At 51.1% G+C, this 15339-nt stretch carries 17 protein-coding genes; 3 read left to right on the plus strand and 14 right to left on the minus strand.

Annotated elements, in window-relative coordinates:
* Positions 1-27 precede the first annotated feature (27 nt).
* Together QWI17_RS05415 and QWI17_RS05420 are read left to right on the plus strand one after the other, a co-directional pair.
* Complete coding sequence (locus QWI17_RS05415; RefSeq protein ID WP_302721496.1) at positions 28-1218, plus strand: amino acid aminotransferase; 1191 nt, start codon at positions 28-30, stop codon at positions 1216-1218.
* A gap of 96 nt (positions 1219-1314) precedes the next feature.
* A complete protein-coding gene (locus QWI17_RS05420; RefSeq protein ID WP_302721497.1) occupies positions 1315-2421 on the plus strand; it encodes an EAL domain-containing protein in 1107 nt (368 codons plus the stop codon).
* Positions 2422-2442: 21 nt separating this feature from the next.
* Here the strand turns inward: QWI17_RS05420 and QWI17_RS05425 are convergent, their stop codons facing one another.
* Positions 2443-2949, minus strand: coding sequence for a mechanosensitive ion channel domain-containing protein (locus QWI17_RS05425; protein WP_302721498.1), 507 nt, complete (start codon positions 2947-2949; stop codon positions 2443-2445).
* Between the two features lie 86 nt (positions 2950-3035).
* Between QWI17_RS05425 and QWI17_RS05430 the strand changes: the two genes are divergently transcribed.
* Complete coding sequence (locus QWI17_RS05430; protein WP_302721499.1) at positions 3036-3725, plus strand: glycerophosphodiester phosphodiesterase; 690 nt, start codon at positions 3036-3038, stop codon at positions 3723-3725.
* On the opposite strand, the gene QWI17_RS05435 is transcribed toward QWI17_RS05430, so the two are convergent.
* The 13 genes from QWI17_RS05435 to QWI17_RS05495 all read right to left on the minus strand — a co-directional run bounded on the left by QWI17_RS05435 (position 3722) and on the right by QWI17_RS05495 (position 15315).
* On the minus strand, positions 3722-4246 hold the full coding sequence (locus tag QWI17_RS05435) for a GNAT family N-acetyltransferase (protein WP_302721500.1): 525 nt from the start codon (positions 4244-4246) through the stop codon (positions 3722-3724). The two genes, QWI17_RS05430 and QWI17_RS05435, sit on opposite strands and share 4 nt — an antisense overlap.
* Positions 4230-5240 carry a lipoyl synthase gene (gene lipA, locus QWI17_RS05440; RefSeq protein ID WP_302721501.1) on the minus strand — a complete coding sequence of 337 codons (1011 nt, stop codon included), beginning with the start codon at positions 5238-5240 and terminating at the stop codon, positions 4230-4232. Before lipA ends, QWI17_RS05435 begins: the two co-directional genes overlap by 17 nt.
* Positions 5241-5284: 44 nt before the next feature.
* Complete coding sequence (lipB, locus tag QWI17_RS05445; protein ID WP_302721502.1) at positions 5285-5920, minus strand: lipoyl(octanoyl) transferase LipB; 636 nt, start codon at positions 5918-5920, stop codon at positions 5285-5287.
* A 17-nt stretch (positions 5921-5937) separates the two neighbouring features.
* Positions 5938-6210 carry a YbeD family protein gene (locus QWI17_RS05450; RefSeq protein WP_302721503.1) on the minus strand — a complete coding sequence of 91 codons (273 nt, stop codon included), beginning with the start codon at positions 6208-6210 and terminating at the stop codon, positions 5938-5940.
* Positions 6211-6301: 91 nt separating this feature from the next.
* Positions 6302-7450: a D-alanyl-D-alanine carboxypeptidase family protein gene (locus QWI17_RS05455; RefSeq protein ID WP_302721504.1), complete on the minus strand. Its 1149-nt coding sequence runs from the start codon at positions 7448-7450 to the stop codon at positions 6302-6304.
* Between the two features lie 270 nt (positions 7451-7720).
* Positions 7721-8527: a septal ring lytic transglycosylase RlpA family protein gene (locus QWI17_RS05460; protein ID WP_302721505.1), complete on the minus strand. Its 807-nt coding sequence runs from the start codon at positions 8525-8527 to the stop codon at positions 7721-7723.
* On the minus strand, positions 8524-9549 hold the full coding sequence (gene mltB / locus QWI17_RS05465) for a lytic murein transglycosylase B (RefSeq protein ID WP_302721506.1): 1026 nt from the start codon (positions 9547-9549) through the stop codon (positions 8524-8526). The genes QWI17_RS05460 and mltB overlap by 4 nt, the downstream gene beginning before the upstream one ends.
* Positions 9546-10691, minus strand: coding sequence for a rod shape-determining protein RodA (gene rodA, locus QWI17_RS05470; protein ID WP_302721507.1), 1146 nt, complete (start codon positions 10689-10691; stop codon positions 9546-9548). The genes mltB and rodA overlap by 4 nt, the downstream gene beginning before the upstream one ends.
* Positions 10691-12532, minus strand: coding sequence for a penicillin-binding protein 2 (mrdA, locus tag QWI17_RS05475; protein ID WP_302721508.1), 1842 nt, complete (start codon positions 12530-12532; stop codon positions 10691-10693). The genes rodA and mrdA overlap by 1 nt, the downstream gene beginning before the upstream one ends.
* Positions 12533-12560: 28 nt before the next feature.
* A complete protein-coding gene (gene rlmH / locus QWI17_RS05480; RefSeq protein ID WP_302721509.1) occupies positions 12561-13031 on the minus strand; it encodes a 23S rRNA (pseudouridine(1915)-N(3))-methyltransferase RlmH in 471 nt (156 codons plus the stop codon).
* A 13-nt stretch (positions 13032-13044) separates the two neighbouring features.
* Entirely contained in the window at positions 13045-13386 is a 342-nt protein-coding gene (rsfS, locus tag QWI17_RS05485; RefSeq protein WP_302721510.1) for a ribosome silencing factor, read from the minus strand.
* 10 nt (positions 13387-13396) lie between these two features.
* Positions 13397-14050, minus strand: a complete 654-nt coding sequence (gene nadD, locus QWI17_RS05490; protein ID WP_302721511.1) for a nicotinate-nucleotide adenylyltransferase — start codon at positions 14048-14050, stop codon at positions 13397-13399.
* Positions 14050-15315 (minus strand): glutamate-5-semialdehyde dehydrogenase, encoded by a 1266-nt coding sequence (locus tag QWI17_RS05495; protein WP_302721512.1) that lies wholly within the window; start codon positions 15313-15315, stop codon positions 14050-14052. Before QWI17_RS05495 ends, nadD begins: the two co-directional genes overlap by 1 nt.
* Between the last annotated feature and the right edge of the window lie 24 nt (positions 15316-15339).

Below are 15339 nucleotides of genomic sequence, written 5' to 3' on the forward strand. Positions count from 1 at the left end.
AGCTTTTACCGTCTCTAAGGAATTTTCATGTTTGATGCGCTGCCACTGCTACCGGCCGACCCTATCTTAGGCCTAAGCGCCGCCTACCACGGCGATACTAATCCGAATAAAGTCGATCTGGGAGTGGGAGTTTACAAGACTGAAGATGGGCTGACCCCTGTACTTCAAGCGGTGAGCAAAGCCGAGGCGCTGTTACTCAAAGAGCAAACCACAAAGACTTACACCGCCCCGGCGGGCATTGCCGGAGCCAACCTTGCCGCGCAACGTTTGGCGTTTGGCAGCGAGCATAGCGCGATAAATGGACAGCGCATTGCTACCGTGCAGACACCGGGTGGTTGTGGAGCCTTGCGGCTAGCCGCGGAGCTGATCAAAAAAACCCGTACCAACGCGCGTATTTGGGTCAGCACACCCACCTGGGCCAATCACATGCCACTGCTGGGAAGCGCGGGGATCGAGTTAATCGAGTATCCCTATTACGACTTCGAACGGCACAATATAGACTTCGACGCGATGATGGCAGCACTGGACGCCACCCTCCCCGGTGATTTGGTGCTTCTGCACGCGTGCTGCCATAACCCAAGTGGTGCGGACCTATCCCAGGAGCAGTGGTTGGCCGTTACAGAACTTGCCAAACACAAAGGATTTACGCCGTTTATTGATATGGCGTATCAAGGTTTTGGGCAGGGCATCGAAGAAGATGCCTTTGGCGTTAGAGTTATGGCTGAACAGCTTCCAGAGCTGGTGTTGGCAACCTCATTTTCCAAGAACTTTGGGCTGTACCGCGAACGCGCCGGCAGTCTAAGCATCGTCGGCGAAGACGCCGCACAAGCCCGAGCCATACAAAGCCAGGTATTGAGTATTGCCCGCGGACTCTACTCGATGCCGCCCGCTCACGGAGCGAGTATTGTCGATAAAATTTATCACGACCAAGCCTTACAAACGCTATGGATTACTGAGCTTAAGAGCATGCGCGAGCGCATCTCTCAATTGCGCAGTGACCTGGTGGCTGCACTGTCGCAACAGCAGTCGAGTCGGGACTTTTCATTTATTGAGCGCGAACACGGAATGTTCAGCTTTTTGGGTTTGAATGTCTCTCAAGTACAGCAAATTAAACAGGGATTTAGCGTTTACATGACCGACAACAGTCGTATCAACATTGCCGGTATAAATAAGTCTAATGTCGATTATCTTGCCAAAGCCATTTGCAGGGTAATCTAAGGAGGTATTTGTTTATGCCAATTCATCATGAAGGCTAGATTTTTTATTGGCTAAAAAACGCTACTATTAGAAGAAGGACAAGGTTTGGAGCCGACAGTGACGATTCACTATTATCTGGAGGGGTATTCTGGTGACAGTCTAAAGTCGCGTCGCTACGAGCTGCGCGAGCTTCCCTCTGTGGTAGGGCGTCATGTAGAGTGTGACCTACAGCTGAATATGGAAAGCATTTCCCGTCAACACGCGCGCTTTGACTTAGTCGATAACAAACTTATTGTCACCGACCTGGGCAGTACCAATGGGACCTTTGTCAATAGACAATGTATTCGCGAGCCAACCGAGCTCGAAGCGGGTTTTGTATTGCACCTGGGAGATCATGAATTCCGCTTAATGGTGGAAGTTGGCCCGCTCACTCAGGCGGCCCGTGACTCGACCCGTGTCGGCATCGGCAACCTGCCCAATCAATTTCCTTTGCATACTCGCGAGTTTTTTGAATTACTCCAACGACGTATGGTCAAGGGTTATAAACAGCTTATTGCCCACAATGATGGCAGTCCCTTCGCGTTTGAGTTGCTGGGTCGTGGCGATCACCCTATTCTTGGCGAAAGCCCGGCTGCATTGTTCAACTTGGCCGAAACGCTAGACTCCGAAGCCGCTTTAAGTCGACTGTTTCGCGAAAGGTGCTTTGAAGATGCCGCCCGTGCAAAAATAAGTGTTCCCTTATTTTTTAACACTCACCCCAACGAATCCAATGATTTCGATAGTTTGCTTAGTGAGCTCACAAGATTGCGTGCGATTTACCCAATGCTTGAGCTGGTTTTTGAAGTACATGAGGCCGCTATTACCGATCTTGACGCCATGGCTGAAGTACGGCGTAGCCTCAAACGGCTCAACATTGGACTGGCTTACGACGACTTTGGCGCAGGACAAGCACGGTTACTGGAAGTTGTTGAAGTACCACCCGATTACCTAAAGTTTGATATCGCTCTGGTACGCGATTTGGAGGGGTCAACAGCCGGACGCTATCAACTGCTTTCAACACTGAATGACTTAATAAGTGGGCTTGGCATTAAGACTCTGGCCGAAGGCGTGGAGACCGAACAAACCGCCGCATTGTGCCGCGAAATCGGCATCGACTTGATTCAAGGCTTCCTCTATGGCCGCCCAGAACCCATAATTGAGTGCGAGCGGGCCAGTACTTTTTAGTCCAAATCAGAAGAAAACCGCTTAATCGTCTACGGCCCTATCTTCCGAGCCACCCACTTTCAGCACGGCACGCTGTAACATCAATGAGTTGGGATAGGTAACCGTATCGCCTTCGTCCAGCGTTACGATAACGTGAAACATGGTAATTTCTTGAATAACACCGGTAAAAGTAGCGTCCGGGTCAAGCACACGAATGCGGTCACCAACCCGATAAGGGAAACCAAAAAAGATAATCACACTGGCGGTAATGTTACTTAAAATTGACCACTGGGCAAAAAGGGCAATACCCACGACCGCAAAGACAGAAGACAGGAACAGAGCAACGTCGCCATACCCCAAGCCTAAAACCAAACAAACGACAGCAATAGTACAAAACAGCATCGCAAAATAGGTGATTTTAGTAAGATATCCTACTCGATACGCACTGACATTGCGCTTATTTGCCAGTTCGCGGACAATGCGATCCACCACCTGTGATAGCAGCAAAAACAGCAAAATACATCCAACTACCATCAATAGCTTAGTCACAACCTTCCCCTCTAGAAAAACACTCACTATGATACTGGTATGCTAATAATTCAACTGTAAGGCTGGAATTAACGGAGACCGATACAATGAAGTGCATTGCTCATCGAGGTTGCAGCGCTGCGGGAACACCGGAGAATTCACTGGCTGCCGTGCAAGCCGCCGTCGAGCTTGGTGTCGACGGCATTGAGGTAGACCTTTGGTTTCTCCACGGACAGTTCTGGGTCTTTCACGACCGTCGCTTGCGATTTTACGATAATCATCGCATAGATGAACTAACCTATTTGGAACTGTCGCAATTGCGACTGGACAATGGTGAGCCACTGGCCAGTCTCGATTCTATCTTAAAGGCTGTTAACGGCAACTGCCTACTCAATTTAGAAATAAAAAATTCAGGCGGCGCCGAGGTACTGGCGCAAACTATTGATAACGTCTGTCGGGAACTCCAGTTAACGCAAGAGCACCTGATTATTTCCAGCTTCAATCACCTTGAGCTTTACGCCTGTCGCAAGCTATTACCGGACATCAAAATCGGTGTATTGCTGGCAGGCCTGCCCCTGAGCTACGCTGCTTTGGCCGAGCCATTAGCGCCTTTCTCGTTCAATACCCATATTGACTTGACCACCATCGAACTCATTGCCGACATTCACGCCAGAGGCATGGAGAGCTGGGTGTACACTGCGAATTTTATCGATGAATGGACGGAGCTCAAGCGCTGGCGAGCCGACGCTGTATTTACCGATCATGCACAAAAGTTGATGTGCTTTAATGAACGCTAAAGCAGAGACACTCGCATTACATTGGCCGGTTGCTTGGCAATACGCACTTGTCGCACGGTATGCCAGCCGCGCGAGCGATAGTAATCGGTTTGATCGCTGGCGATAAGCCAAAGCTCACGTTCACCCAGCTCGCGTGAGTAGGATATGACGGTGTTCATTAACTCAGAACCAACCCCTCTACGGCGATATTCGGGTTCGACAAATAAGTTACTTAGCCACAGAGGTTCCGACTGGCTGGATGAATTCGCCGCCGACTGCAAATGGTAACTGACCAGACTGATGCAGCCAACCAAGATATTTTCGTTGATAGCCAACCACGTTTGCGGAATTTTCGGATCATATTTGAGATGCTGGGCTAGGCGTGACTTGCGCTTTTCTAGCGTGGTTTGCAGCCCCTGGCGTAAACACTCCCGATAATGCCATGCGGCCACTTTATCAAGAAAGTCAGGTCGGCGCTGCAGCTCACAAATTTCAAAGTTGCCTGACGCCGCACCGACCACAAAATCACGCCTTAGTATCAAACCACTTCACATCTTCGCCCTGTGCTTGCTTGTCGGCATGATAAGAAGACCTAACCAGCGGACCACATGCCGCGTGCTTAAAGCCCATTTCATCGGCAAGCTGAGTATACTCGGCAAATTCATCCGGATGCACATAGCGCTCAACAGGCAAATGGTCGCGCGATGGCTGCAAATACTGACCAATGGTTATCATATCGATCTGATGATCTCGCATATCGCGCATCACCTCAAAAATTTCTTCCTTGGTTTCGCCTAGTCCGACCATAAGGCCAGATTTAGTCAAAACATCCGGGCGACGTTTTTTATACTCCGCCAACAACTTCAAGCTCCATTTGTAATTAGCACCGGGGCGTGCCTGCCGGTATAAGCGCGGCACAGTTTCCAGATTATGGTTGAAAACATCCGGGGCTTCTTGTTCCAAAATATCGAGGGCAGGTTCCATTCGACCACGGAAATCCGGGGTTAAAATTTCGACCTGTAACTTTGGCGAGCGCTGACGCGACTCGCGAATACAGTCAGCGAAATGACCAGCACCGCCATCGCGCAGATCATCTCGATCAACCGATGTTATCACCACATACTTGAGCCCCATTTCAGCAATAGCCTCGGCCAATTGCACAGGCTCGTTGGTGTCCAGAGGGTTCGGTTTACCATGGCCAACATCACAAAACGGACAGCGACGTGTGCAAATGTCGCCCATGATCATAAAGGTCGCAGTACCGCCTGAGAAGCACTCCCCCAAATTAGGACAATTGGCTTCTTCGCAAACGGAGGACAGGCCATTTTTGCGCAGCAGCTTTTTAATACGATCCACCTCTGGCGAGGCGGGAACGCGCACCCGGATCCAGTCCGGTTTGCGTGGTATTTCAGTTGCATCACTGGCAATCACCTTTACCGGGATACGTTCTACTTTGTCAGCATCGCGCAGCTTCTCGCCTTGCTTGTGGCGGCGAGTACGTTTAACCGGTTGAATATCGGGGATTTCGGTGGTCATAAAAAACTCTTTCGGGTATTAATCGTGTGGCCTTTTGAGCCGGATTAGGAACGGATTGTCGGTATTATACCGGTTTTGTCGCCTAAATTCTGTACAAAACCCTCAACCCAACGCCGCTGTACTTCTGCCATGTCAGGTGCCTGGCCTAGCTCGCGTGTCATGTCAGTCATCGCCATTCCGGCGTAACCGCAAGGGTTAATTTGCGTAAATGGAGTCAGGTCCATATCAATATTCAGCGCCAAGCCATGGAAGCTGCATCCACGTCGCACTCGCAGCCCCAATGAGGCAACTTTGCGTTCGCCAACGTAAACACCAGGGGCATCAGCTTTCGCATAGGCCTCAATACCGTATGTCGCCAACAGCCAAATCAAGCTTTGCTCGAGAATGGTCACGAGATCGCGCACGCCCAATTTGAGACGACGGAGATCGAGCAGTGGATAGGCCACCAACTGTCCTGGACCGTGATAAGTGATTTGACCGCCACGATCAGACTGTACAACTGGTATATCACTCAAAGTAAGCAAGTGCTCACTTTTTCCGGCTTGCCCCTGAGTAAACACAGGCGGATGTTCAACCAGCCAAATCTCGTCCGCTGTTTGCGCCGTGCGCTCATTGGTGAACACTTGCATTGCGTCCCAGGTCTGCTGATATTCCCGTCGGCCCAGGTATTTGATCAGCACAGGGGTGGCCTCAGTCGTCACAATACAACTTTTACCACAGAGCTGGCTCGCAAATCCTGATGGATTGTTTCCAACTGCTCAATACCCGTGGCTGTAATGTATACCGTGATTGACTGATAGCGGCCTTTACCACTGTCTTTAATTTTGAGAGTGCTCGTATCAAAATCAGGGTCATGCGCTTGCATGACCTCAATGACCAGAGCTTTCAGCGTCTCACCGGCGTCACCCAGCACCTTAATCGGGTAACCGGGACAGGGAAATTCAATTTTTGGAGGATCTTGCGGAGTCATACGACCTTCGGGGATTCATTTTCACGCCGGGCATTATATCAGAATTCTTCTGATGGCCGTTGGTGCCGCCAATCTGGCGACACCTGGCGTATTAGCTCAGCAGATTCGAAATAAACAGCTTGATAGCGTCAATTAAGCGGGCAAAAAAACCAGCCTCATCCACATCGTGCGCGGCCACCGCAGGCACTTCGGCTATCACCTCACCGTTTAGTGTCAGCGTGAGTTTCCCCAGTTCGTCTCCTATGGCTATAGGTGCTTTTAAGGTGTCAGGCATAACCAGACTCGCCTCAATATTGTCTTTACTACCCCGGGGGATGGTCATAGTCACTGCGGCAGGCACAGTTAACGTAAGTGCGTCAGAAGTACCGTACCAAACCCGCGCTGTATCCAGCACCGAGCCCGCCACATACAATTCAGCGCTCTCATAATAACGGAAACCGTACGCCAACAATTTTTGCGTCTCAGCCGCACGAGCGTTCTCGCTGGTAGTACCCATTACCACAGAGATTAAACGCATCTGTTTGCGCTTGGCCGATGCAACCAAGCAGTACCCCGCCGCTTCGGTATGACCTGTTTTTAGTCCATCGACTGAACTGTCACGAAACAGCAGTCGGTTGCGATTGGGCTGATTGATTTCGTTATATTCAAAATACTTTTCCGCGTACAGTGGATAGTATTGCGGGTGATCAGCAATTATCGCCTGAGCCAACGTAGCGAGATCCCGCGCCGTAGTCAGATGGCCCTCTGCAGGCCACCCCGTACTGTTCATATAGTGTGTGCCGTGCAAGCCCAGTAGTTGCGCGGTTTGATTCATGACATCAGCAAACGCGTCCTCACCACCTGCAATATGCTCGGCAAGCGCAACGCTCGCATCGTTACCCGACTGAATGATCACACCGCGCAGCAAATCGATGACCGGCACTTGCGTACCCTCGCGCACAAACATCTTGGAGCCGCCCATTTCCCAGGCTTTGACGCTAATATTGACCAGATCTTGCTCACCAAGGCGGTTATGCTCAAGCTCGTTGGTAACGATATAGCTGGTCATCATTTTAGTCAGGCTGGCAGGGGGGAGTTGCTCGTCGGCGTTGTGCTCCACTAAAACCTCTCCCGTGTCTGCATCAACCAGTAAATAAGCGGTTGCGGCCAACTGAGGCGGAGCGGGAATCAATACCTGCTGCGCCTGAACAGCCACAGTTAGGGAGAAAATTGCTACGAAAGAAAATAATTTGGAAAGCATGGTTGGCCCGTATTACGCCCGTCTATATCGGTTTAAATGATTGACACAGTTTACCGCAAACCCGCCTCAATCGGCACCCGTTCGCGCATTTTTCGTCGATAAACCTGCAATTGTACTCTGTATAACTGTGACCCTACCGAATTAAGAATTATCCATATCGCAGGTCTACTAGCAGCAACTGTGTTCAGATCGGGGGAGCCATATAAGCCCATCATAATCTAGAACACAGTTGCTGCTAGGGTTAAGTCCATGCGGTCATCGCCGGTTTGACTAATCCTTGACTATATGGCCCGCCGAAAACCCTGCGCCGGTTAGCTTACCCCTTACCCTACTCACTTCAGCCATATCCGCCAAGGGGCCAATTCTGACTCGATACAGCGATTTGGCGGCCAGGAACTCACTGACAAAGACACGTGCCTCTAACACGCTATCGACGTCATCCCGCAGTCCTTTCGCATTACTTGCTGAACTAAAAGCGCCGACCTGTAAATAGATACCATCGGCGTGTGTAGCGGCACGATCCTCCGGGCGCAACGGCGGGGGCGGGGTATCACCGGGAACAACTATCTCTACCTCTACCGGCCCCGTTCCAGCACTGGCAATACCGAGCTTTTGCGCCGCAGCGTAACTTAAATCAATTATCCGGCCCTGGTGAAAGGGCCCCCGGTCATTCACCCGAACCACGACACTGCGGCCATTTTTTAAATAGGTCACGCGCACGTAGGAAGGTATCGGCAACGTTTTATGAGCCGCTGTCATGCCATACATGTCATAGACTTCGCCATTGGAGGTTTTATGACCGTGAAACTTTTTGCCGTACCAGGATGCCGTACCACGCTCTTTATAGTCGGACTCATCTTCGATTAAATAATACGTTTGGCCTAGAACTGTATAAGGATTTTTATTCCCGGCCCGCGTGCGAGCTTCATATTTGGGCACGGCATCAGGAATATGCGTCACATCCACGTGACGGTCTGGTCCGGTATCGTGTTTCATTGCATAGCGTGATTCATTCTGCGAACACGCCGCTAACCCTGCGATCACACACCAGACGACAACCTTTAACCAACACCTCATGGATTGAGTTTCTCCTCGACTTTATCAAAGCCCTCGCGATATATAGCCTGGGCTAACTGATCTACCGCCATAGCATACATTGCACTGCGATTGTACCGTGTAATTACATAGAAATTATTCATTGTCAGCCAGTATTCATCGCCCAATGCGCCGTCCAGCACAATAGCATTGGCCAGCACGTCCTCGTTCAGGTCGATGACAGGTTGCAAGCCCCGCTGCATCCAATCAGCCACTGTCAGCTCCGGCTTAGCAATAGTTTTCGGCTCAGCCAATACAATGTTCTTGTTTGGACGGGCCCGCACAGTCACCCTTTGCGCGGCTTGCCAGCCATGCCGGTGGAAATAATTCGCGACCGAGCCTATGGCATCTGCCTTATTTTGCCAAATGTCGGGCCAGCTATCGCCATTAAAATCGACCGCATATTCACGATAGCTAGATGGCATAAATTGCCCAAGCCCCATAGCCCCCGCGTAGGATCCTTTATTGAGCAACGGATCTTGTCCATGCTCGCGCGTTAACAGTAAATAGTGCTCCAACTCTTTAGTAAAAAAAGGGCTGCGAGGCGGATAATCAAACGCCAAAGTGCTTAGAGCATCCATCACTCGATAACTTCCGGTGATCTTACCGTACAGAGTTTCGACGCCTATGATGGCAACAATGTATTCAGCGGGCACGCCAAAGGCTCTCTCCGCGCGCAATAGAGCTTCAGCGTTGTCCAACCAAAAGCTCACACCACCTTCAATGCGTGCGGGCTTGATAAAAATCTTGCGGTAATCAGCCCAACTCTTTGTCTTTTCGGCCGGGCGCGCGATGGTATCAAGAATAGATTGCTTCTTTTCTACTGCCTTAAAAAGTTGTGTAAGCTCGAACGAATCAAAATCGTGCTGCTCAACCATCCGCGCAATAAACGGTTGCGCGCTGGGGTGCTCAGAGTAATCAGCCTTAACAGCCGCGCTAAACATTACAAAAAAAACAAGGAGGCAGTAGGTTGCAAGCAAATTAACTCTGCGGGTTATCTTCATCGAATCACCTTGCGGGGCTCAGTCGCAATTGCCATGAGAATACCAAATCCAGCCAATAGCGTGACTAACGAGGTTCCGCCCTGACTGACCAACGGTAACGGCACTCCCACCACCGGGAGCAAGCCCGATACCATCCCAATATTCACGAATACATAGACAAAAAAAGTCAGCGTAATACTGGCCGCCAGTAAACGGCCAAAACTTTCCTGCGCGCGCAACGCAATCATCAGGCCGCGAGCAACAACGAGCATATACAACCCCAGTAAGACTAACACCCCTATTAACCCAAACTCTTCTGCCAGAACCGCAATAATAAAGTCGGTATGGCCCTCGGGCAAAAAATCCAAATGCGACTGAGTACCCTGTAGCCAACCCTTACCTGGCACACCACCTGAGCCGATTGCCGTTTTCGATTGAATAATATTCCAACCAGCGCCCAGTCGGTCAGCCTCGGGATTCAATAAGGTAAGCACCCGCCGCTTTTGGTAATCATGTAATACAAATTGCCACAGAGGCCACAAACTAAGCAAAGCGGCCAATACAGCAGCAAAAATATAGCGCCATGATATTCCGGCGTAAAAGAGCACCATTAGACCGGAGGCAGCAACTAAAATTGACGTACCTAGGTCAGGCTGTTTCACAATCAACACGACGGGTACAAACACAAACACCAACGTCCAAAAAATATGCTTGAAAGCTGGCGGCAAGTGCCTTTGCCCCAAATAGGCTGCAATAGCGATGGGCATAGCCAGCTTCATTAACTCAGAAGGCTGAAATCGAAAACCGCCCAAACTCAACCAGCGCTGAGCACCCTTAGCGCCAACACCATGAAAAATAACCAAAACCAATAGGCCCACGGCAACGACGTAAGCCCAAGGTGCCAAACGCCGCATAAAGTGCACGGGGACTTGTGCCACAAAAATCATCGCAATATAAGCAATTATAAAATACACGCCCTGGCGCTTGACGGTAGCGACAGATTGATCACTGGCGCTATACAAAACAAACAATCCCCCTACGGTAATCGTCAGCAACAGTAACAGTAACCAAAAATCCAGGTGCACGCGTTGTTGCAAACGATCGCGCCGACGTAACGTTTGATCAGATTCGGGGAGTCTCCGTAAGAAGTCTTGGTTAGGCATTAGTTATTCTCACGGTTTAACCAAACATCAAATACCCGGCGCGATATCTGCGCGGCCGACGAGCTTGATTCGGCATTTTCTAAAATAACCGCCACAGCGATCTGCGGTTGCTCAAAAGGCGCATATCCAACAAAAAGTGCATGGTCACGATTGCGTTCGGACAACGCCTCGGAGTCATACTCTTCGCCTTGAGCAATAGCGACAACTTGCGCAGTGCCGGTTTTTCCCGCCATTTCATAATCGGCACCGCGATTAATACTCTTAGCGGTACCATGCAGCCCGTGAACAACTTCATGCATCGCATTGAGAATAGTCTCCCAATGCTCTGGGGCAACTTCAACCTGTTCTACCAACGTTGGCGCGACTTCTTGACCACCGATACTCGCCACCAACTGAGGACGAAAATGCCGTCCGCGACTGGCTAAGGTTGCAGTCATTACCGCCAATTGTAGAGGCGTTGCCAAAACATCACCCTGTCCAATAGACACATTAAGCGTGTCGCCCGGATACCAGGCCAAACCGCGCGCGCCTCGCTTCCAGGCGCGCGACGGCCATAGGCCGCGACGCTCGCTGGGAATATCGATTCCCGATTTATCGCCGAGACCAAACTGGCTGCCAAAACTATGCAAATCATCAATTCCCAGATTGTGCCCCAGATCGTAGAAGTAAGTATCACAAGACTCGGCGATGGCCTGCAATAAGTCCACTTTTGTCCCATGGCCGCGACGCTTCCAATCGCGATAGAGCCGTTTATCGTTTCCTAAACGATAGTAGCCAGGATCGTAAATAGTGTCTTGTGGAGTGATGACGTTGTGATGCAAACCCGCCATTCCGACGACCGGTTTAATCGTTGAGCCTGGCGGGTACTGGCCCTGTAAAAAACGGTTGAACAGCGGTAAATCGCGTGACTGATTCAGCAAACGATAATCTTTAAAGCTAATACCGGTAACGAACAAATTAGCATCAAAGCTGGGCGCGCTAACAGCGGCAATCACGCCGCCCGTTGCAACGTCAATCGCTACAACGGCGCCTCTGCGGCCATCTAGCGCCGCGTGCGCTTCGCGCTGCACCTCAGTGTCCATGTGTAAGACAAGATCTTGCCCCGGCTTGGGGTCGCGGCTATCCAACACGCGCAACACGCGACCACGCGCGTTTGTTTCCACGTTTTGGTAGCCTACATCGCCTAGCAACATCGATTCATACTCTCGCTCGAGACCGATCTTGCCGATCGAGTGGGTGCCGCTGTATTTCTGATAGGTATCTTCATCAAACCCAGCAAGTTCCTTTTCACTGATACGCCCCACATAACCCAGTGTGTGAGCATAGAGTTCGCCATGGGTATAGTTGCGCACAAGCTGTGCATGTACCTCAACACCATCCAGGCGATACTCATTGACCGCCAAATGCGCAATTTCTTCTTCATTTAAGTTATAACGCAACGGCACAGGGTCAAACGGCCGGCGCTTTTGTCGCAATTGATCGTTGAACTTTTCAATATCATTTGCGGAGATATCAACTAAATCACCCAGAGTATCGAGCGTTTGCCCTAGATCCTCTACACGCTCATGCACAATAGACAGGGTATAGCTGGCACGATTCTCAGCCAACAACTCGCCGTTGCGGTCATAAATAAGCCCGCGAGTTGGAGAGATGGGCAACACGTGAACGCGGTTACGGTCGGACTGGGTGACATAGTCCTGATGATGGGTTACCTGGAGGGAATAAAATCGCACCAGCAACATACCCGTTAAAAGCACAATAGCCAGAGCCGTAAAGATTGCACGGGCAACAAAAATCTTCGCTTCGCGATGATGGTCTTTAAAGTGCCGCGCCTCAGACATTAGAACCCATGTATATATTTATCGTGTTTTATTTATGGTAGGGGTGGTTATTTAGCACCGTCCAAGCTCGATACAGCTGCTCCATTAATAATACTCGCACCAAGGGGTGAGGCAACGTCAGTGCTGACAAAGACCATTTTTCATCGGCCAGCGCCAGCACCTTGGCCGACAAGCCATCGGGGCCGCCTATTAACAAGCTGACATCCTGCCCGTCCATGCGCCAACCCGATAACTTATCTGCCAGTGTTTCGGTGCTGAAAGATCGCCCCAAGACGTCCAGCGCAATTACCCGATCACCCTTGCCTATCGCGCCAATTATAGCCTCCCCTTCGGCTTCCATAGCGCGGGCTATATCGGCATTTTTACCGCGTTTGGCCAACGCTAACTCGACCAGCTCCACAACCATATCACCGCGCGGCAGGCGTTTGGCATATTCTCCATAGCCCTCTTCTACCCAGCCAGGCATGCGTGTGCCTACAGCAATTAACTTGATACGCACAGTGATTCTAACCTTAGTCCGCAGAACGGCCCGCGGGTTCCACTGACCACAGCTTTTCCAAATCGTAAAACTCACGCGTTTCGGGCTTCATTACGTGAAGCACGATATCACCAAAGTCGACCAACACCCATTCACCGCTCTCCAGGCCTTCCACCCCCAGAGGCTGAAAGCCCGCCTTCTTTGCATCTTCCACGGCGTTAGAAGCCAGAGATTTAACATGGCGATTAGAGGTGCCAGACGCGATAAGCAGCACATCCATCACATCACTTTTCCCACGTACATCCACCTGAGTCGCCTCTTTGGCTTTCAAGTCATTCAGTGCGCCTAACAAAACATCGATCAAGTTATCTGACATAAATTACCTATTAACATGTAGGAGCATCGGCACTATAAAGGCCGTGCTTCGAAATAAAATGCCGAACTGATTCCGGCAATAAGTATTGGGTTGATTGGCCGCGAGCTATCAGTGCTCGTATTTGCGTTGCACTGATATCCAACAAGCGCACACTCAAGTGCACAATTGAGCCGTAGGCGGCATTGTCCAATGCGTCTAGCTCCGCCGTGTTTTGACGGTCGTACTCGGCCAACTCACCGTGTGAGGCAAGTGAATAACCTGGCCGCTCCACAACCACCAGATGCGCTAACGATAACAGCTCACGCCAACGGTGCCAGCGAGGCAACCCCAGATAGGCATCGGTCCCCATAATCATCGACAGAGATACATCGTCGCCCAGCTCACGGCGTAACTCCAACAAAGTATCGACAGAATAGGTAGCCGTACCCCGCTCCAACTCGCGCCGGTCGAGCGCGAGCACGTGACAACCAGCAATTGCCTGCCCCACCATGCTCGCCCGCATGTCGCTGCTGACACTGGGCTGCTGCCGATGTGTAGGGAGATGGCAAGGTACGAGGCGAACCTGTTCGAAACCGACAATGTTCACTAAATCCAGCGCAAGGCGTAAATGCCCGTGGTGAACCGGATTAAACGTACCGCCCAAAAATGCAATTTTGCGCAACATCAATCGCGAATCTGGCCGTCGCCTAACACGATCCACTTCTGCGAGGTCAGCCCTTCCAGACCTACCGGGCCGCGGGCGTGAATTTTATCGGTAGAGATACCAATTTCCGCGCCCAGGCCGTACTCAAAGCCATCGGCAAACCTCGTAGAGGCATTAATCATCACCGAACTGGAATCCACCTCGGTCAAAAAACGGCGCCCGCGCGTATAATCTTCGGTTACGATCGACTCGGTATGCTGTGAACTGTATTGCGCGATATGGTCCATTGCCGCCTCTAGCGAGGCCACCACACGAATCGCCAGAACAGGTGCCAAGTATTCAGTGGCCCAGTCATCCCGCGTCGCCAATTTGGCATCAATAAGAGCACAGGTCTTGTCACAGCCGCGCAGTTCCACGCCTTTTTCTTTATACGCGCTAGCCAATCTCGGCAGTATCGCCGTTGCAACCGACTCATCCACGAGCAACGTTTCCATGGCGTTACAAACGCCATAACGATGCGTCTTGGCGTTCAACGCAATATTGAACGCCTTTTCAAGATCCGCTTTAGCGTCAATATAGACATGGCAAATGCCATCCAAATGCTTGATAACCGGCACCTTAGCGTCACTGGAAATGCGTTCAATGAGGCCTTTCCCACCGCGCGGCACGATGACATCGACATATTCGGGCATGGTAATCATCGCACCGACCGCAGCACGGTCAGTGGTTTGCACAACCTGTACACACCCAAGCGGCAGACCTGCATCGGCCAACCCTTGCTCGATACACTGAGCGATCGCTCTGTTCGAATGGATAGCTTCCTTACCACCGCGTAATATGGCCGCGTTGCCCGATTTTAAGCACAGGCTGGCCGCATCAATGGTGACATTGGGACGGGACTCATAAATGATTCCGACGACACCTAACGGCACTCGCATCTTTCCCACCTGAATACCGCTGGGGCGAAAGCTTAAATCAGTGATTTCACCGCAGGGATCGGGCAGAGCCGCTACCTGCCGCAATCCTTCAATCATGCCGTCTATGGTTTTCGGCGTCAGCGCCAGGCGATCGAGTAGCGCCGCATCCAAGCCGTTTTCACGCCCGGCCGCCAGATCTTTTTCATTCTCCCGAGCCAATAAGTCACGATTGGCGTCAAGTGCGCGGGCCATTGCCTGCAAGGCTGCATTTTTGACGCCTGTCGTGCTTGCGGCCAGTACGCGCGAGGCCGCGCGGGCCTCGATACCTACCTGAGCCATGTATTCTTGAACAGATACCTTATCCAACATCATCTAACCTGTGTCAGTTTTCGC

Origin of the sequence: Gilvimarinus gilvus, from assembly GCF_030518155.1 — a bacterium.
Taxonomy (GTDB): Bacteria; Pseudomonadota; Gammaproteobacteria; order Pseudomonadales; family Cellvibrionaceae; genus Gilvimarinus; species Gilvimarinus gilvus.